Origin of the sequence: Psychrobacter sp. D2 (assembly GCF_013608135.1) — a bacterium.
GTDB classification, from domain to species: Bacteria; Pseudomonadota; Gammaproteobacteria; order Pseudomonadales; family Moraxellaceae; genus Psychrobacter; species Psychrobacter cryohalolentis.
Genome location: NZ_JACDXZ010000006.1, coordinates 76,983 through 95,301, shown reverse-complemented (window position 1 = coordinate 95,301; position 18,319 = coordinate 76,983). Strand labels below are relative to the sequence as shown.

General features: G+C 43.7%; 13 protein-coding genes. 5 read left to right on the top strand and 8 right to left on the bottom strand.

All coding sequences use genetic code 11. From position 1 onward, the window contains the following. Position 1: 1 nt before the first annotated feature. Both putA and H0262_RS09095 read right to left on the bottom strand, forming a co-directional pair. Complete coding sequence (gene putA, locus H0262_RS09100) at positions 2 to 3,259, bottom strand: bifunctional proline dehydrogenase/L-glutamate gamma-semialdehyde dehydrogenase PutA (RefSeq protein ID WP_181210540.1); 3,258 nt, start codon at positions 3,257 to 3,259, stop codon at positions 2 to 4. A 776-nt stretch (positions 3,260 to 4,035) separates the two neighbouring features. Next, positions 4,036 to 5,331: an NCS2 family permease gene (locus H0262_RS09095; protein WP_181210539.1), complete on the bottom strand. Its 1,296-nt coding sequence runs from the start codon at positions 5,329 to 5,331 to the stop codon at positions 4,036 to 4,038. Between the two features lie 511 nt (positions 5,332 to 5,842). Here H0262_RS09095 and tolQ point away from each other — a divergent pair. From tolQ to H0262_RS09075, 4 genes are all read left to right on the top strand, one after another. Continuing rightward, positions 5,843 to 6,583, top strand: a complete 741-nt coding sequence (gene tolQ / locus H0262_RS09090; protein ID WP_181210538.1) for a protein TolQ — start codon at positions 5,843 to 5,845, stop codon at positions 6,581 to 6,583. After that, positions 6,580 to 7,038 carry a protein TolR gene (gene tolR / locus H0262_RS09085; RefSeq protein WP_133104210.1) on the top strand — a complete coding sequence of 153 codons (459 nt, stop codon included), beginning with the start codon at positions 6,580 to 6,582 and terminating at the stop codon, positions 7,036 to 7,038. Before tolQ ends, tolR begins: the two co-directional genes overlap by 4 nt. A 92-nt stretch (positions 7,039 to 7,130) precedes the next feature. Next, a complete protein-coding gene (locus tag H0262_RS09080) occupies positions 7,131 to 8,153 on the top strand; it encodes a cell envelope integrity protein TolA (protein WP_259275441.1) in 1,023 nt (340 codons plus the stop codon). A gap of 136 nt (positions 8,154 to 8,289) precedes the next feature. Next, positions 8,290 to 9,582 (top strand): PD40 domain-containing protein, encoded by a 1,293-nt coding sequence (locus H0262_RS09075; protein WP_181210537.1) that lies wholly within the window; start codon positions 8,290 to 8,292, stop codon positions 9,580 to 9,582. A 117-nt stretch (positions 9,583 to 9,699) separates the two neighbouring features. Here H0262_RS09075 and H0262_RS09070 read toward each other — a convergent pair whose 3' ends face one another. The 3 genes from H0262_RS09070 to H0262_RS09060 all read right to left on the bottom strand — a co-directional run bounded on the left by H0262_RS09070 (position 9,700) and on the right by H0262_RS09060 (position 13,643). Beyond that, positions 9,700 to 10,344 carry a cytochrome c gene (locus tag H0262_RS09070; RefSeq protein ID WP_181210536.1) on the bottom strand — a complete coding sequence of 215 codons (645 nt, stop codon included), beginning with the start codon at positions 10,342 to 10,344 and terminating at the stop codon, positions 9,700 to 9,702. Positions 10,345 to 10,388: 44 nt separating this feature from the next. Further along, the gene (locus H0262_RS09065) at positions 10,389 to 11,990 is read right to left on the bottom strand and encodes a flavin monoamine oxidase family protein (protein ID WP_181210535.1); all 1,602 of its coding nucleotides are present in this window, start codon (positions 11,988 to 11,990) and stop codon (positions 10,389 to 10,391) included. Between the two features lie 198 nt (positions 11,991 to 12,188). Beyond that, a complete protein-coding gene (locus H0262_RS09060; RefSeq protein WP_181210534.1) occupies positions 12,189 to 13,643 on the bottom strand; it encodes a cytochrome c in 1,455 nt (484 codons plus the stop codon). 582 nt (positions 13,644 to 14,225) lie between these two features. Here H0262_RS09060 and H0262_RS09055 point away from each other — a divergent pair. Further along, positions 14,226 to 14,396, top strand: coding sequence for a hypothetical protein (locus H0262_RS09055; RefSeq protein ID WP_156772645.1), 171 nt, complete (start codon positions 14,226 to 14,228; stop codon positions 14,394 to 14,396). A 92-nt stretch (positions 14,397 to 14,488) separates the two neighbouring features. Here the strand turns inward: H0262_RS09055 and H0262_RS09050 are convergent, their stop codons facing one another. From H0262_RS09050 to H0262_RS09040, 3 genes are all read right to left on the bottom strand, one after another. Continuing rightward, the gene (locus tag H0262_RS09050; protein ID WP_409033824.1) at positions 14,489 to 15,106 is read right to left on the bottom strand and encodes a flavodoxin family protein; all 618 of its coding nucleotides are present in this window, start codon (positions 15,104 to 15,106) and stop codon (positions 14,489 to 14,491) included. Between the two features lie 267 nt (positions 15,107 to 15,373). Further along, positions 15,374 to 16,339 (bottom strand): polyphenol oxidase family protein, encoded by a 966-nt coding sequence (locus H0262_RS09045; RefSeq protein WP_181210533.1) that lies wholly within the window; start codon positions 16,337 to 16,339, stop codon positions 15,374 to 15,376. Positions 16,340 to 16,377: 38 nt separating this feature from the next. Continuing rightward, complete coding sequence (locus H0262_RS09040; protein WP_409033823.1) at positions 16,378 to 17,523, bottom strand: RluA family pseudouridine synthase; 1,146 nt, start codon at positions 17,521 to 17,523, stop codon at positions 16,378 to 16,380. Positions 17,524 to 18,319: the final 796 nt, after the last annotated feature.

Here is an 18,319-nt window from a genome sequence, read left to right as displayed (position 1 = left end):
CTTATGCGATTATTGTTTGAGTACTGGTTGCAGCGGTATTGTCTATCAGAGCCACTTGCTCATTAGCCAACTGCTCTGTCGTTAAGCTCATCAGACGGGCAACATAATGTGGACCACCTGCTTTGGGACCTGTGCCCGATAGACCGCAGCCACCGAACGGCTGTACGTTGACGACCGCGCCGATTTGGTTACGGTTGATATAAGTATTGCCGACAAAGGCACGGCGCTCGATATGCTCTACCGTGTTTTCAATACGGCTATGAATGCCCAAGGTCAAACCAAAACCCGTCGCATTGATCGCATCAATCAGCTTATTTAGATCACGTGCTTCATAACGCAGTACATGCAAAATAGGACCAAAATGCTCTCCACCGATCACATCGATGCTTTTTACTTCTATCGCCGTTGGCAATACAAACGTTGCTTGATCTTGACTGACTTCTGAGCTGTCACTCATCGGTGTCTGCGCCAAAATAGTAGCCGTTGGCTCAGTACGCATGCGTTCGATATGCGCTTCAAGTCCGCGCTTGGCATCGATATCAATCACAGGACCTACATCTGTAGTCGCATATAGCGGGTTGCCAACGATTAATTCAGCCATATTGCCTTGCAATAGCTCAATCAAATCATCTGCCATCTCTTCTTGTACACATAAGATACGACATGCTGAACAGCGCTGACCTGCTGAACCAAAGGCAGATAATACCGCATCTCTAACCACTTGCTCAGGCAATGCCGTTGAGTCCATAATCATGGCATTCTGTCCGCCAGTCTCCGCGATAAAGACAGGCAGCTCACCGCTGACTTGAGCATGGGCATTTAGGCTTTGGTTGATGCGCTGCGCCGTTTGGGTCGAACCTGTAAAGATAACACCTGCGATATTGTCCGCAGCAGTCAATGCAGCACCAACGTCGCCCGCGCCTATCACGAGTTGCAATGCTTCTACTGGCACGCCAGCTTGATACATAAGCTGCGCACCGAAATGAGCGATTAAGCTCGTCTGTTCGGCAGGTTTTGCCACTACGGTATTACCTGCAGCCAGTGCTGCAACTACTTGACCGGTATAAATAGCCAATGGAAAGTTCCATGGGCTGATACAAATAAAGGTGCCACGTGCTTTATAAACTTGACGCGACGGCTTGCCTGCCAAATCGGTAAACTCATAAATAACATCATCTAAACGCTCGGCTTCATCAGCATAAAAACGGCAAAAATCAACCGCTTCTTTGATTTCATCAATGCTATCTTGTAAGGTTTTACCTGCCTCAACTTGGCATAATGCCATCAGCTCTGCATAGTTTTCTTCATATAAGTCCGCTATTTTACGCAATATAGCCGCACGTTTAGTAGCAGCAACCGCTTGCCATTCGCCTTGTCCAGCGACTGCTGCTGCAATTGCTTGCTGTGCAATAGTAGCATTGGCATAAACAACTTCACCAGCGATAACTTCATGGTTCCAAGGCGCACATATAGCTTGCTTGTCAAGCTGATGAGTGTCGCCATCTACCGTATTGTCATTGACTGCGTTGCCATTAATAACAGAAGTCGCAGACCATGTTTTGTGTATATGCGTATCGATAGCTGCTTTAAACGGTATCCACTGCGATTCTACAAAGATATTGGGACCAAAGCTGGCACGGCGTGCGCCATAGATAGCTAACGGTAATGGAATATCTGGATTGTGTAGCGTTGCATTGGTTAATAGCTTGTCATACGGATGTACAGTTAGCTTGTCAATTGGATAAGACTTGTCTAATAACTGATGGACAAACGAGCTATTGGCACCGTTTTCGAGCAATCGACGTACCAAATACGGCAGCAGATCTTTATGAGCGCCAACCGGTGCATAGATACGCACAGGGATTTGATAAGCTTGTAAGATATGGTCATAAAGCGCATCACCCATACCATGCAAACGCTGGAACTCAAAGTCTCTGTGCGAGCTCATGGTCATGATTGAAGCAAGCGTGTGCGCATTGTGCGTTGCAAACTGTGGCCAAATAAGACCACGCAAATGCTCTGATAATAAGAAACGCGCGCAGGCAAGATAAGCAGTATCCGTGCCTTCTTTACGCGTCCAGACCGGATAGCCTGATAGACCTTTTTGCTGCGCCAACTTGATTTCTGTATCCCAATAAGCGCCCTTTACTAGACGTACAGGAATACGGTCGCCAACCTCAGTTGCCAAGCGTGCCAGCCAAGCCAAAATAGCAATTGCACGCTTTGAGTAACCTTGTACAACTAAGCCAAGACCATCCCAATCCGCTGTTAGATTGTCGCGATATAAAGACTCAAATAGTTTTAGCGATATCTCAAGACGATCGGCTTCTTCGGCATCAATACTGATATCAACATTCACCTCACGTGCAGCTTCAATCAACAGTAAGCAGCGTTGACGCAACAGCCCCATGACTTGCGCTTCTTGCGTGGCTTCATAACGCGGATGCAATGCAGACAGCTTGATCGAGACTGACGGCTTCGGCATGCCCTCTTTAACTTTCACACTTGCAGTGGCTTTGATAGCATGCAAATAATCATTAAAGTATTTTTCAGCATCTTTATGAGTAATTGCCGCTTCACCCAACATATCAAATGAGTAGGTATAGCCTTTATTGCGATATGGCTGGCTATTTTTATTAGCGCCTTCAATTGTTTCGCCAAGTACAAACTGATGTCCCATGATACGCATGGCTTTTTGCATAGCACTACGAATAACAGGCTCACCCATCTTTTTGGTCATACGATCCAAAAATCCAGATGCCGTGGTATCACTATCGATACTCACCACACGACCTGTCATCATCATGCCCCACGTTGAGGCATTGACCATAAAACCATTGTCATTTTTTAAATGTTTTTTCCAGTCAGCGACGCTCATCTTGTCATGAATCAGCGCATCAGCCGTATAATTGTCCGGCACACGAATCAAGGCTTCCGCCAAGCTCATGAGCAAAACACCTTCTTGGGTATCCAAGCTGTACTCAAGCAATAATGAGTCAACCATTTTTACCGCTTTACCATCATTGCGCACATGCTCAACCAGCTGACGCGTCTGCGTAGCTGCACTGTCACGCTCGGCATCTGTCGGTTTGGCAAGTGGCAATAACTGCGTCAACCAGCGCTCTTCATCCACGCTATACAAAGGCGATATACGCGCATGTAGCTCTGTTGATGACTGAGCAATATATTCTGGTGATAACAAATCAATAGGATTAAATAAAATCGGCTCTTGCGGGGTAAATTGCTCTACTGGGTTCATAACAACTCCATAACTTGAAAATCCATCATAAGTGATGCGCTGAGGCTTTTTAACATTGAAACTTTTTGATATTGAAACTTTTTGATATTGTGGCGCTAAAACAACGTCGTAACGCTAAAGTATTGAAACGGTTTATCATCTACCCTATCGAAAACAGCAATCAATCACAATCAGCTAGTAAGCAGTGTGAGTGATTCGGCGTCGATAACATACATAACAATGAACAGAACACACGACAATATTAAAAAACGAGAAAATCCAGCATAAGCTGGAAAAGGTCAAGTAGATCGTTTGACTGTGCAACGGACTACGTCAACAATACAAAGGCAACAACATAAAACTAAGCGGCATTAGTGCCTTCTTCTTGTTAGTAGTGAAAGGAGAGTGTTTGCAATATAAAGTGGCAATATGCAATGCTGATTCACTGATAAGAAAAACCTCTACGGCGTTGATTGAGGTGATGCGCTTAATATCCGCATATTACCATGAAATAAATTTTCAAACTAACAATATTACGCATTTTAGCCAATTATAATAGTGTTAAAAAACAAACAGTTATTAACGCATTCACAAACGTGACGCTTTGGTTATAATTTCTGATTTACTATTTATGATTAATTGTTTTATGAATCAAATAGTTGGCGCTACTGTCTTGATATAATAAGAATAGTAAATACCAAAAAGCCCTTCTTATCATTTGATAATAAGAAGGGCTTAACTGATATCTCTATAGCAATATCAACCGTAATTAACAGTGCGCGTCGATTGATTAAAAACTAGATAAAGATAATTTTAGCCAGTAATACTACTGTCAATATCCAAACCGGAATACTGATGTCAGAGAATTTACCAGCGACCACCTTGATGGCAGTAAAGGTGATAAAGCCAAGTGCAATACCGTCAGCGACAGAATAGGTCAAAGGCGTAAACAATAATACGACCACCACTGGCGCTGCTTCTGTTAAGTCATTCCATTTGACATCTTTTAACGTCTCCATCATGAGTACTGCTACATAAAAAATAGCGCCTGCCGTCGCATATCCTGGAATCATACCAGCAAGTGGTGAAAAGAACACACTGAGTAAAAATAACACGCCAACTGTCACTGCCATCAGTCCAGTACGACCACCTGATGCGATACCTGACACACTTTCGATGTAACTTGTCGTTGATGACGTGCCCAAGAAAGTACCAGCTACCGTTGCCGTCGAATCTGCTAGTAGCGCTTTACCCATATTCGGGATTTTACCATCTTTACCAATCAAACCTGCCTGAGTGGTGGTTGCAATCAGCGTACCCGCCGTATCAAATAAATCGACGAATAAGAAGGCAAAAATAACACTGATCATCGCCACATCAAACGCGCCAGCAATATCAAGCTGCATTAGCGTTGGAGCAATAGGTGGCGGTGCTGAAATAATACCTGAAAACTGCGTATTTCCTGTGAGCAGACTGATAAGCGCGACTAGTAAAATACCAATAGTGACCGCACCTGGTACTTTTTTATGTGACAAACCCACGATGACAATAAAACCAAGGGCTGCCATCGCAGGTGAAAACGAGGTCATGTCACCAAGTCCCACCAGCGTCGCATCATTATTCACGATAACGCCTGCGGTTTGGAGCGCAATAAAGGCCAAAAATGCACCAATACCAGCGACAACCCCTTGTTTGATACTGGTCGGAATAGAATTAATAATGATTTCACGGATTTTAAACAAACTTAATAGGATAAAGATACAACCTGACAAAAATACTGCGCCAAGCGCCGTTTGCCAAGCATAGCCCATTCCTAAAACCACGCCATAAGTAAAGAAGGCGTTGAGTCCCATTCCAGGCGCTAGGGCCACTGGCAGGCGGGCATAAATACCCATAATAAAACAACCAATGGCCGCGGCAAGGCAGGTGGCTACGAATACTGCGCCTTTATCCATACCTGCATCAGCAAGTACATTAGGGTTGACAAATATGATGTAAGCCATCGTCAAGAACGTGGTTACACCTGCTAAAATCTCTGTTTTGATCGTGGTATTGTGCCCATCGATCCCAAAATATCGTTCAATTGCGTTCATAGGAGTCGCTTCCAAATTGCAGTGAGTAAATTATCATTATCAAATGGTATTGATAAATGTCGCTTCCAAATTGCGACGATAAATGCCGCTTTTAACTCAAACATAAAAAATACACCTAAATTGCGACGATAAATGACGCTTCCAAATTGCGACTGTAAATGACGCTATAAACTACGGTTGGAGATGATGTTTTTAATCCTTTAGCCACACAAGATTTGCTAAAAATAAAACCACTGTGAAAAATTACAGCAACAAATCATAACATTCTATGGAAATAAATAGATAATTTCAATGAATGCCATGAACTTGTCAGTAAAAGAGCAAAAAATAGTTGACCATATGGACAATATTATAAAATGATAGTGCTGTCACCATAAATTTTAGGAAAAAACTGCTCATTATGTAATTAACACATTATTAATGATATTTACCAAGATTAGCAGTACACTAGGGGGTTAATATGAGCACCCTATTTTTAATGACTATTATTAATTATCCATGAGTCCTTTACATGCCTGAATCCTTAAATATTATCGACCTTATTACTCAAGCGAGCCTGCTGGTTCAGATCGTGATGGCTCTATTGTTATTAGCATCGTTACTCAGTTGGGTGATTATTTTTCGTATGAGTGCGCGGCTTGGCACTGCTAGAAACTTTGACCAACAGTTCGAGGCTTGGTTTTGGTCGGGTGAAGATTTGGCAAAATTGTATCAAGGTATTCAGGGCTCACCTGAGCGCCAAGGTCTTGAGCAGATTTTCTATGTTGGCTTCTCTGAATACTTAAGAATGCACAAAAAACGTCAACCAAAAGATGACATTATCGATGGCGTTGAGCGTAAGCTTAGGGTGGGTCTTGGTCGTCAGCAGCTACTTTTGGAATCAGGACTTACAACGCTTGCCAGTATCGGCTCTGTTGCACCTTACGTCGGCCTGTTCGGCACCGTTTGGGGTATCATGAATGCCTTTTTGGGCTTGTCACAAAATGAACAAGCTACCCTAGCCGCTGTGGCACCAGGTATTGCAGAAGCATTGATTGCCACCGCTATGGGTTTGTTTGCCGCTATTCCTGCGGTATTGGCTTATAACCATTTTACCGCCAAATCTAGTCGATTATATGATTCACGTGCCTTATTCTGTGATGAGATGACAGGTATGCTGCAGCGCGAAACCAGTAATGAAAGCCCGCAGCCTAGCACTCAAGTAAACCAAGCCAACCAAGCCAGCCAAAGCACTCAGGTGGCTGGTCTATGAAACAAAGTCCCTATCGCCGTGAGAAAAAAGCACTAAATGCGGAGATGAACGTTGTTCCTTATATCGACGTAATGCTCGTGCTGCTCGTGATATTTATGGTGACCGCGCCGATGCTGATTACTGGCGTCGATGTTGATTTGCCAAAAGAGCAAACCAACACCATGAGTCAAAGCCAGCTACCAGTCATTGTATCTCTGACCGGTAACGGTGAGATTTTTATCAGTTATGAGAGCAATGTTGACTTACCTGTTAGTGAGCCTGAGCTGATTGATACCCTCTCGACTTTGCAAAGTCAAAGCAGTGATGCCGGTGCTCAGCCAGTACAAGTGATGATTAATGCCGACCAAAACAATCAATATGGCGCTATCATGACCTTGATGGCAACGTTGCAACAAGCTGGTATTCAGAAGGTTGGACTATTAACTGGCGCTCCATTGCCTACACCAGCAGTTTAATCATTTTATAATATTAAAAAACAGCCGTTTTGGTGTAGCCGGTTATAATAAAGCAGATAATCTGATGTAGCTTATCTTTTAGTATCACGTTTTTGAGTATCACTACCATGCACAAGGCTCCAACCGTTTATGTACCAACTGAACCCGAAGGCAATGGGCTAACCTTACCCACGCTGCTCAGTTTGCTGGCACATGGTCTTGTCATTGGTATACTTATCTATACCTACCAAAATATGGACGTTGAGACCGCAGGTAGTATTGAAACGACCATGGTATCTCCTGAACAGTTAGCCGAGATGCAAGGTCAAATTCTTGCCAATCGCGCCGCCGCAGCCAGTGCTATGCAAGCGGAAAGCGGCTCAAGTAGTTCAGCTACGCCAACAGAAGCCTTTGCTGGCAGCGTCAGCACTCCAAATCCTGCTCAACCAAACTCTCAGCAAGTGCCTGTCTTCACACGCTCGGATGAATCTGCTACTAGTCCGATGCTCATGAGTGAAGAGCAGCATCAACGCCTGCTTGAGCAAAACCAAGAGTATGAACGCAGTATGGCTGAGTGGGCCGCGCGCTTAGACGAATCCGTCTTAGAAGAACATGACCAAATTGAAAAAGAAAGACGACAGCAGCTGATTGAAGAGCAAAAAAGGCTTGGGGATTTCCGCAATAAACAAAACAATCCTCCCAAGATTAAGCGCCCAACTGCTACCGACCGAAATATAGAAATCAATACGGGCGGCTCTAGTAGTTCAGGTCAAACCCTTAGTCTATCAAACGATGGGCAGTCGACTTTATCTGGTGATAGCACAACCTCAAGCCCTTCAAAAGGCAACAGCCGCTCAGCGTCAGGTGGCAGTCGCGGCGCCAGTAATAGTGAAATCATTAACCTCATCAGACGTAACTATAACCCACCGACTGCGGCAAAGGGCTCAACCCAGCGTGCGACCCTCACAATTACGGTCAATGCCAGCGGTAATATCACCAATGTTACTGCGTCAGGACCGGATGAAGCTGTCAATGAAGCCGCCAAACAAGCCGTACTAAATACCGGTAGCTTACCAATCGATGCTGACGATCCCAAATACCCGACCTTTACTCTACAGTTTAAAGGTAGCAATTAATCAGTTGCTCATGTCTTATATTATTGATAACGTTACCTTAAACAGCTTGTACTGTAGAAGGGACTGCCTTATCTTTATGGCGGACTAATAACCTATAAAAATGACACTCATACTGTTTTAGGAGCTTAAATTACTCATGCGCACTCATAAAAAACTACTCATATCATTACTTGCTAGCGCTTCAAGCTTACTTATCGCGCCCAGTGTGTTGGCAGCGCCTGTCGTTTTAGAATTGGATTACGAGATTCCTGTGCAACAGAACCAAGTGGCTTTTGTACCTTTTGCTGGTGATAGCGTATTGTCACCTATTATTGTCAATGACTTGAGTAAAACTGAACTCAAAGTTACCAGTCAGAATCTACCGCAGCAGCCACGCAGTAGCAGCGAGCTGGCAGGGACATTACCGGTTTGGCAAAGTATAGGGATTCCCTATCTTGTCGTAGGTAGCACGCGCAGTAGCCGCGGTAAAGTAGTGACCGATTATGAAGTGATTGAGGTTAAAACAGGACGCGTGATCGAAGGCAAGCAAACTTTAACCGCTGATAACAATAAAGACAGCATGCGCTATGCCGGTCACGTCATCGCAGATAAAGTGTACGAGCTCATTACCGGCATTCCAGGGGACTTCTCAGGGCGTATTGCCTATATTGAAGAAATTGGTGCCGGAAAAGCAAAAGTCTCACGCTTAAAAGTCATGGATGCTGATGGCGAAAATGCCAAAACCATTACTGAGGTTTCAGGTTCTATCTTCTCTCCAGCATGGTCGCCCGATGGCAATCGTATTGCTTATTCAGTACAACGTGATAAATCTTATCCTGTTATTTATGTGCAAAGCGTGAGCGGCGGCGGTGCAACTCCATTGACGCCTTTCCCTGGTAGCAACTTAAGTCCTTCGTTCTCGCCAGATGGCAGCAAAATACTGTTTTCGAGTAGTTTTGAAGGCAGTGCTGATATTTATGAGATGAGTGCCAGCGGCGGTCAACCAAGACGACTGACCAATTGGCCAAGCAGTGAAGTACAGCCAAGCTACGCCCCTGATGGCAGATCTTTTGTCTTTGTATCTGATAAGACTGGATTTAATAAGCCGCAGATTTATCGTTATGAATTTGGTTCAGGGCGCACAACCAAAGTGTCTAATAGTGGTTATGCGACCAGCCCACAATTTAGTAGCGATGGCACGCAAATTGCCTTTTTAAATGGGCGCTCAGCGGCTGTTATGAACAGCGGCGGCGCGGTCACTGCTAATTTGGGCAATACTGGTATCGATGAAGCACCGAGCTTTTCACCAAATGGTAAGCGTGTTGTTTATGCATCAAAGCAAGGTGGTAAGGGCGTATTGACTATCAAATCACTAAACGGCGGCGAAGCCTTTGGTAAATCTGGGCAAGGTACGATTCGCTCACCTGTCTGGTCAGCCAGTCCCAGATAGAGCTAGAAATTCGTAATGTCTTAACCAAGAAAAGCGCACAATCATCGATTGGGCGCTTTTTTATATGAGAGTAAATCGATTAGCTTTTATTCTAAGGAAACATTGTTCACAGCAACACTATTCACTTGGATCATAACCGGGCGGATTGGCATGTCTCAGCTTGGCCACGTCTTCAGCGGTCACTGTATCCGTGTAACCATTTAAGTCACTGACGACGTATTGAGTCACTGCCGCCATTTGCGCATCATTCATCATCATATGAAACGATGGCATCCCGCGGAAACCATTGATCAGAATATTAATGATGTAATATTTTGACTGCATTTTGCTATTGTTAGCCAGTGGCGGATAATAGCCTGCACCATAAGCGCCCTCGCCTTTATGCATATGACAGCCAGCACAGGAGTCATGATAGAGCTTTTTGCCATCGGTCGTAATAAAGGCATTTGACCCTTCAAACTTTGCTTCCCACTCGCTAATAATAGGATCATTTTCCATATTGGGTAATGAGCTGTCATCAACGACATTGATAGGCTGCGCTTTTAGCTCGTCACGGCTCATATAGACAGCGCCCCAGCTGCCAGTATTGCGACTTGCTTGATAGTCAACCGTTTGCTCAGCATCGTGTTTACTGGCTATCGTCTCTACATCGTCTGCTTTTTGACTACAGCCTAATAATGCGCTGCTGCTTAGCAGCATGATCATCAGCATCTTAGGTGTCATGTTTTTCATGATAGTTGTTTTCATGATGATAGTGTTCATGATAGCCTCTGAATTTATAATGATTGTCTCTATGTGCGCCGCAATTAACCCAGCATTTTTGCTTTTTTATGCAAGCGTTTAGCTGCATCCATGCCAGATAATATAGCCCCTTCCTGCCACGCAGGAATATGAGAGCAATGCTCACCTGTCAGCACAATACGGTTGTCTATACTGCATAGGTTATCGTAATGCTGCTCACGACTAGACTCACTCCAAATACCGTAGCAGCCGAGTGTCCAAGGAATACGGTGCCAGACGACAGATGTTCCGGCGCGGAATTCCTTTGGGTACTGCGGATGGATATACTTACCGTAGGCAAGCGCCACATTGATACGCTCTTGCGGTGTTAGAGTATTAAACTTATAAGAAGTCGCGCCAAAACCATAGGCACCAAGCAATACACCCGAGCCATCTTTAAACATATTTTCTGACGGATAAGCAATTTGGGTAATAGGCATATTGGTATAGGTTAAACCGCCATAAATCCACTCATCTTCTTCCCAGAAGCGGCGATTAAATTCCAAACCTACTTTATAGGAAGTGTCATAAGGAACCGCTGCCATCGCCTGTTTCATTGGTTTTGAGACATTGATATCGAGCTGGGTTAATACGGTTAAAGGTATATTGCAGACACACCAGTCTGCCCGAATGGTTTTGATTGCACCATCGGGACTATTACTGTCCACATAGTCGACTGTAACGCCAGTATCATCTTGATGAATCTTAGTGACTTTGGCATTAAATTCAATCATATCGCGACATTCGCGGGTGAAAGCATCACCGATTTTACCCATACCACCAACTGGCTGAAACATGGTTGGCTGATGTCCATAGGTCATGTGATTGCTATAAATATCTCCCCACATGCCTGAATCTAGTATCTCACTGATTGGTAATGGCTTTGACGGCTTTTCATTTGGCATCAAACCGCCACCTGGGAACACACTAAAGCCACGATGTTTGGTAGTCTCATTACTGGGGCGGTAGCGATAGTCTTTATCGAGCACGCCCCACCCTTTTAGCCCTTCTAGCAGCTTCTCTTTGTCCTCAGTATTGACTGAGCGATCCAGACCACCCACGTTTACTGACTTCGATAGCAGCTCCGCCACATGACCTTGAATGTCATTTTTGATGTCACCCAAACGCTGCGGTACGCCATTGAAATGATTAGTACGGTGCAAATAAGCGCGGTCATTGGTTTGGATAAAGGGTTGCATCTCAACACCGAACTGTTTGCAATAATGAAAGACGGCATAGTGGTGGCTTGGCAAACGCCATGGTCCACCATTGAAATAATTGCCTTCTTCAAAATCACAAGTGACCTCTTCGCCGCCAAGCTCAGTATATTTATCACCGCTGTTCAGTGTCCAACTACGACCGCCACCACGATTTTGAAACTCAAGCACTTTGACATCGTAGCCCGCTTTTCGCAGCTCATAGGCGGCAGTAAGACCACCAAGACCAGCACCAAGAATGACAATGCTCGCGCCAGCAGGTGCGCCTTTAAGATCCATTGCTTCTTTAAAACTGGACTCTGAAGCAAACCCCAAGGTCGTCATTGCTTGATACATGGCGGTCGCGCCCGCTGTTTTACCAATCATTGAAAGCAATTGACGGCGCGTGGGTGATTGAAGCATGTCTTTCATAATAATATCCTTAAAGTAGACAATGGTGCAGGATAGTAGACGCATCTTTATCAATGTACTTGGCGTGTTGTTGTCTATAATTGCCAAACGATAACGCTCTATCTAATTGTCATAATCCTTGTCTTATAATCAGTATCTAACATAGCTTTATAGTATTTATTACTACGCTGTTTGATGAAAGGTGAAATGAAACCCAAATCAGTGACGGTGCTTAGAGCGTATGATGGCTCGAATAATAAATATAATGACGGCAATAGCGACGATCATACCCAATATCGCCAGCAAGCCTGCGTATTTAATTAAAAATGGCTTTTCGGCGCTAGTGGCAGTGATGCGCTCGATATCGGCTGCACTCACATCGCTGCTGGCAAGACTGCCAAAGTTCACGCGTACGTAATTGGCGATACTGGCAATTTGCTCGCTGCTCAGCTCATCCGAAAAAGCAGGCATAATCGGTGACGTATTGGTGCTGCCAACGACCCCATGCAAAATCATATTGACGAGCACATCAGGCTTATCACGGCGAAGACTGCTTAGCCCTACGATGGGCGAATACTGTGCATCAGGTTGCCCATAACCGTCTACGCCATGACAGCTGCCACACGTAGCCAAATACAAGGCTTCTGGTGAATTACTGCCCTTGCTCACAGCAGTTTTTGCTTGAGCCAAATAATCTTTTTGCGCAAGTAAATCATGGGTAATAGATTCGTTCACCCGCGTCGGTAAGCGTGAGACATCGACAGCAGATACCTTATCATCGGTTTGAATGGCGGGTACTGCTTTTAGATAAGAGGCTATCGCACTTAAGTCTTCTTGCTTTAGATACTGAGTACTATGCGCGACTGCCTCACCCATTGGACCACCAGCATAAGCGCGCTGATCAAGCTCGCCGGTGCGTAGATAAGTAATGATATCTTGCTCACTCCAGCTGCCAATACCACTTGACTCGTCAGGGGTGATATTAGGTGCGTACCAATGCCCTAACTGCGCTCCAGATAAATACATTTTTTTATCGAAGCCCATGGTGCTGTTGCGTGGCGTATGGCAAGTACCACAGTGTTCTAGATTATTGACCAGATATTCACCGCGCTTCTGCGTCTCATTGAGGCCATCACGTCCCTCAGTAGAAGGAACATTCAAAAAGTTCCAACCGAGCATTAGCGCACGAATATTAAACGGAAATGGTAGGTCAGTTTTATGCTTTGGCGCTTCATCTACTACTGGCACGGTTTGCAGATAGGCAAACAGTGCGCTGATATCTTCTTCTTTCATACCACTATAAGAAGGATATGGCATAGCCGGATATAGCATATGACTTGGCGCACGACCTTTTTGTAGCGCATTTTTTAGATCTTTTTCAGTATAATTGCCGATACCATAGCGTTTGGAGGGGGTGATATTTGTAGAATAAATCTCGCCCATAGGGGTCTCTATTGCTGTACCGCCAGTATAGTCTTCGCCATGACACGCCATACAGTCCGCTGCACGAGCAATATAGGCACCTCGATTGACGAGCGCGCTATTGGCAGGACTGATATTAGGTAAGGTCGCATTAGGTAAGCTTGTATTAGTAAGGCTCGTATCCTCAGCCATCGCAGCGCTGGAGGCCATACCAATGGCAAGCATCGATAACATCATAGAAAATCGCTTCATAATTCCCTCATTTCGCTAACATCTCATATACTTTCATGATTGTTGCGCATAACTTCCACTGTTAAGCTGAATTTTTATCATTATTTTTTGCTATTATCAGTACAAGATAAAACTGTAATAAAATATCCATTTATAGATTATTGCTAAAAAATGTCTGTTAACCTCACTACTGTAAGACTATTTCACTTCTATTACTTGAATAGTAACGTATTGCTATCATTTTTTTACAAAACTTAAAAAGATAAATAATTGGATATATTTTTTAATAGACGGTTATACCTTTTTATATTATAAATTTAGGTAAAATAATTAATTCTTTATAAAACAATTAGTAAAGTTATAAAATCTTGTTTTTATATATTTATAAACATGAATTACTGGTAAATTATGGCTAGATAATGAAGCCAACAGTTCTTCTTACTTTATTATGGCTGTACATAATGGATACATAACGCCCATCCTAAACGCTTCTTATAGAGCGTACTACTTCCGTTTATAATGAGATAATATCTTGCACAATCCCGTGCATTGGTTATGATGAGCGCTATTTCACCGTCGCCGATTGCCTTTTGAGATATCATTATGAAGTCATTAACCTTGACCTATATATTCACAGCTGCCTTATTTATGACAGGTTGTCAGTCGTTTCAATTTGTCGAAAGCCCGATTCCTGTCAAAAACGCTCCGAGCAAAAATCTGTTGGTTAAAACTGTCCCAGTTGCAGATATTGCCGTTGAAAATAACGAGCACTAAGATAGATATAAAAAGCTGACAATAAAAAAAGCAGATATCAGTTTGATATCTGCTTTTTGGTATTTACTACTTAATAAATAGCTTTTGAATTTTTATGAGGCAGGCTGATGTTTTATGATGGTTTTTGCCAGATGATCACCAAACCAAATCGCTGTATCTATATCACCCACGCCTGGTGTTTCTTCAGGTGGACCATCAAGCGACTGGGTCATCAAACCCAAATTACTCGATAAACGGTTTAGATCATGGGGCTCATGTCCGGTCGGTCTGAGTGGCAACCCTATCCAGTTCATCCCATGCTGCATGCTATAAAGACAAATCTGCTGTAGTACAGCAAGCTTATCGCCGCTAAGCCCACCTGAGTTGGCAAAACCTGCTGCCCACTTGCCTTGCCATTTGCCATGATACCAACGCTTCGATGTCGCATCCATAAAAGTCTTAAAGCCTGCTGTCACACTGCCCATATATACCGCACTACCAAAAACCAACAGATCCGCTTGATCTAAAAACTCCCAATCGACGTCATTGACATCGACAGCCTTGGCTTGCGCTTCAGGTAGTTGCTGACGAGCGCCCGTCACGATTGCTTCTGCGACACGTTGAGTATGACCGTAGTTACTATGGTAAATAACGGCCATCGATATATTAGATACGCTAAGAGAAGTCTCGTCAGGAGGTAGTACAATAGACGGTGTAACAGATGTATTCATATAAACTCTAATAATGGCTATAAGTAATGAAATAAAAAATAAAAAGGTAAATTAGGCTTATGATTGTTAATGATAAGAAGACGCACTTATTATGTGACAGTTACTCTTTTAAATAATCATGCTTTAGTTACTATAATCGGTCCTAAATAAAAGAAATCCAAATGTTATAAGGTACTACTGGGGTTACTTTTTCTTGCTTGCTGTGTCTACGCAGACAGAGGCTGCGAATAATTAACCCCAGTAGTTCTGTACCCTTTTAAAAGTGGATTAGCTATATATAGAAGCACTGCGCGTAATAATCAAGGCCATGCGTCCCGTTGCAGCTTGCTGCAAATGGGTCTGACGTCGATAAGAATAGTAATGCCCGTCAGCATAACTACAAGGGATAGAGGACTCATTGCATACGGCAATCCCTACTGCCTGCAATTGATCCGCGGCAATTTTTGGCAAATCTATCTTAATTTTTTCTGCATAGACTGGCGTATTGTCTGATAACTTGTCCGCTGTACTCGCTGCGTCTAACTCGCTAGTACCTGACGCCATCACGTAGCGCTCATCAAAATTACTTATTGCATCTGTCGTCAAAGCGTTATTCGCGATGCAACCTGCCAATAACTTATCTCGGACTTGGCTACCCACTTCATAATTATCTTGACTGATACAAACGCCTATCCATGCCATAATCTCGCCGCTGGCGCTAAAGCGTTCAGCCGTTGCTTTGATTACGCCGCATGCCAGCCCTTGCCAGCCCGCGTGAATCGCCGCTATCTGCCCAGTTGCTGGCTGATAAAGAACGATCGGTACACAATCAGCCGTCATTATGGCAAGCCCAGTACCATCTTGTTTGCTAACCATAGCATCAGCTGCCATAGGCGCCATACTCAGTACCGTAGCATCGGTATCATGTATATGATTACCATGGACTTGATTAACCCAATGTAGCGCTTTGACAGGCACGCTATGAACAGGTAGGTTTTGCTGCGCGATCATCTGCTCATTAATCGTAGCAAGCACACGCATCCGATTACTTAATACTACGCTTGCATCATCATTGACATGCAGCCCCAAGTTCAGCTCGCCATAACTTGCTTGCTGTCGTTGATGTGGCTGCTGATTGATTTTAGACCGAGATATATCAATACTTGCATAGTCTATATCAGAAAAAGCAGCCGTTTGAAACACAGCCACATCATCAAGCTGTGCTAGCAATGTCATGGGAAGCGTATTTTTCATGGCATATTTACCGTTTTAATAAAGCGTTTTTGCAGCGCTTATTCTTCGTCATAACCGTCACTTAAGACCGCCATTAGCTGCTGCATATCTTCAGGCATTGGTGTAGTGACCTCAACGTCTTCACCAGTCGTTGGATGAACAAAACCCAACGTATAAGCATGGAGTGCTTGACGCGGGAAGTTATTAATCGCTTGACGCTGCGCTTCTGTTAGACCAGCACGTAGCTGACGACGACCGCCATAGACTCTATCACCAACAATAGGATAAGTAATATGACTCAGGTGCACACGAATCTGATGCGTACGCCCTGTCTCAAGCCCTATATCCAACAAACAATAGTTACCATTAAGCGCGGTTACATTCAACAGGTGAGTCACAGCTTCGCGTCCTGCCGTCATCACCGTCATTTTGGTACGCTGATTACGATGGCGTCCAATGGGTGCGTCAATACGGCGATGACGAGATAGACTCGCTGCATCCCCTGCGACCACACATTGGTAATGACGATACACTGATTTGTCCTTTAGCTGCTCCATCAGTGCCAGCTGTGCGGGTTTGGTTTTACCAATCAACAATAGCCCTGAAGTATCTTTATCAATACGGTGGACTAAGCCTGCACGCGGCAAATGGTGCTGCTGCGGATAGTGATACAATAGCGCGTTTACCAAAGTGCCTGTTTGATTACCGGCACCGGGATGTACCACCATGCCGACTGGCTTATTGATGACCAATACGTCATCATCTTCATAAACCACGTCGATTGCGATATCTTCTGGCTGATCTTCGCTATGCTGCTCTAAAGTCGTCGACAGATGCAAGATATCGCCAGCTTTAACACGGATCTTAGGTTTTTGTATGCTACCGTTATAAAGCAAGCTGCCATCACTTACCCAGCCTTGTAACTGGACACGTGAAAAATCGGTAAATATTTTTGATGCCAGTTTATCAATACGCAAACCTGCTTCGTCTTCTATAACCGTATGCTTCACGTCAACCACAACAGGCACAGATTGCCCTGCGACCGAGACTTCATCATCGCCATGCTCGTCTTCGTCATTAAGCAGCTCATCATCTGACAAGTTATCATCGTCCATATGCTCGTCAAATTGCTCATTGATGGTTAATAATTCAGTGGGTATCGTGGATTCTGGCACAGGTGAACCTTGCGTTGATAAGTCTGTCATTGATGAATCTTCAGTGGATTGGTTCGCGGGTAAATTGATAGTCATAGCATCATGTATTCATAGCAGATTTATATATAGTAAAGCCTCTAACAATGTTCAGTCGGAGAACTTCATAAGAAAACAGATTGGCACTTATAGACCATAAATAATAATCGTGGTCAAAAATGGCAATAATATCGCTCTAGTGTAACATGCTGAGCGTTTAAGCCCTATAGAAGCTGCATGTTATCTGGCAATTTATAGTAGTCATTAACTCTCTAAAATATAACATGGCTGTAATTTACTGTATATTTGTCACTGTCAGCACTATTGAATATCGCCCGTTGCAACTGCTCATGCTAAACTAGCGAGCGCAATCATGATAAGCGTGGCGATTCAGACGTTGTACTATATTATTGGAATATACTTAAGGTATCGCTGAATAAAAATGCATTATAGAATAAGCCAGCGGTGCGCTTAACTACAAAATAGCTCATGAAAAAATAGACGCAGCAAATGTTATTCTATAAAGTAAGCCATGTTTTGCTGTATGCTATGGCACTGTGTCGTTATTGCAGCTCTTTTATAAAAGCTTTACATATGATGCACGCCTTATTGCGTAACATGTTTACAGAGTAAATTTTTAATAAATTAATAACTATGTTTTTTAATGAGCATGTTTTTATAATAATACGCATGCTTAGTGATTGGCATGTAAAATGATAGACCATTATTGATGCACCAAGCATCGTTTTTTATCATCAATCTACTAAATAGTATGATAGCGTTGCTGCTATTATACGTCTTGTGTCGGAGA

Bases quoted from the DNA above. Each gene is read 5' to 3' on its own strand.
- putA (WP_181210540.1), bottom strand. From the start codon at position 3,259: ATGAACCCAGTAGAGCAATTTACCCCGCAAGAGCCGATTTTATTTAAT.
- H0262_RS09095 (WP_181210539.1), bottom strand. From the start codon at position 5,331: ATGAACGCAATTGAACGATATTTTGGGATCGATGGGCACAATACCACG.
- tolQ (WP_181210538.1), top strand. From the start codon at position 5,843: ATGCCTGAATCCTTAAATATTATCGACCTTATTACTCAAGCGAGCCTG.
- tolR (WP_133104210.1), top strand. From the start codon at position 6,580: ATGAAACAAAGTCCCTATCGCCGTGAGAAAAAAGCACTAAATGCGGAG.
- H0262_RS09075 (WP_181210537.1), top strand. From the start codon at position 8,290: ATGCGCACTCATAAAAAACTACTCATATCATTACTTGCTAGCGCTTCA.
- H0262_RS09070 (WP_181210536.1), bottom strand. From the start codon at position 10,344: ATGAACACTATCATCATGAAAACAACTATCATGAAAAACATGACACCT.
- H0262_RS09065 (WP_181210535.1), bottom strand. From the start codon at position 11,990: ATGAAAGACATGCTTCAATCACCCACGCGCCGTCAATTGCTTTCAATG.
- H0262_RS09060 (WP_181210534.1), bottom strand. From the start codon at position 13,643: ATGAAGCGATTTTCTATGATGTTATCGATGCTTGCCATTGGTATGGCC.
- H0262_RS09055 (WP_156772645.1), top strand. From the start codon at position 14,226: ATGAAGTCATTAACCTTGACCTATATATTCACAGCTGCCTTATTTATG.
- H0262_RS09050 (WP_409033824.1), bottom strand. From the start codon at position 15,106: ATGAATACATCTGTTACACCGTCTATTGTACTACCTCCTGACGAGACT.
- H0262_RS09045 (WP_181210533.1), bottom strand. From the start codon at position 16,339: ATGAAAAATACGCTTCCCATGACATTGCTAGCACAGCTTGATGATGTG.
- H0262_RS09040 (WP_409033823.1), bottom strand. From the start codon at position 17,523: ATGACAGACTTATCAACGCAAGGTTCACCTGTGCCAGAATCCACGATA.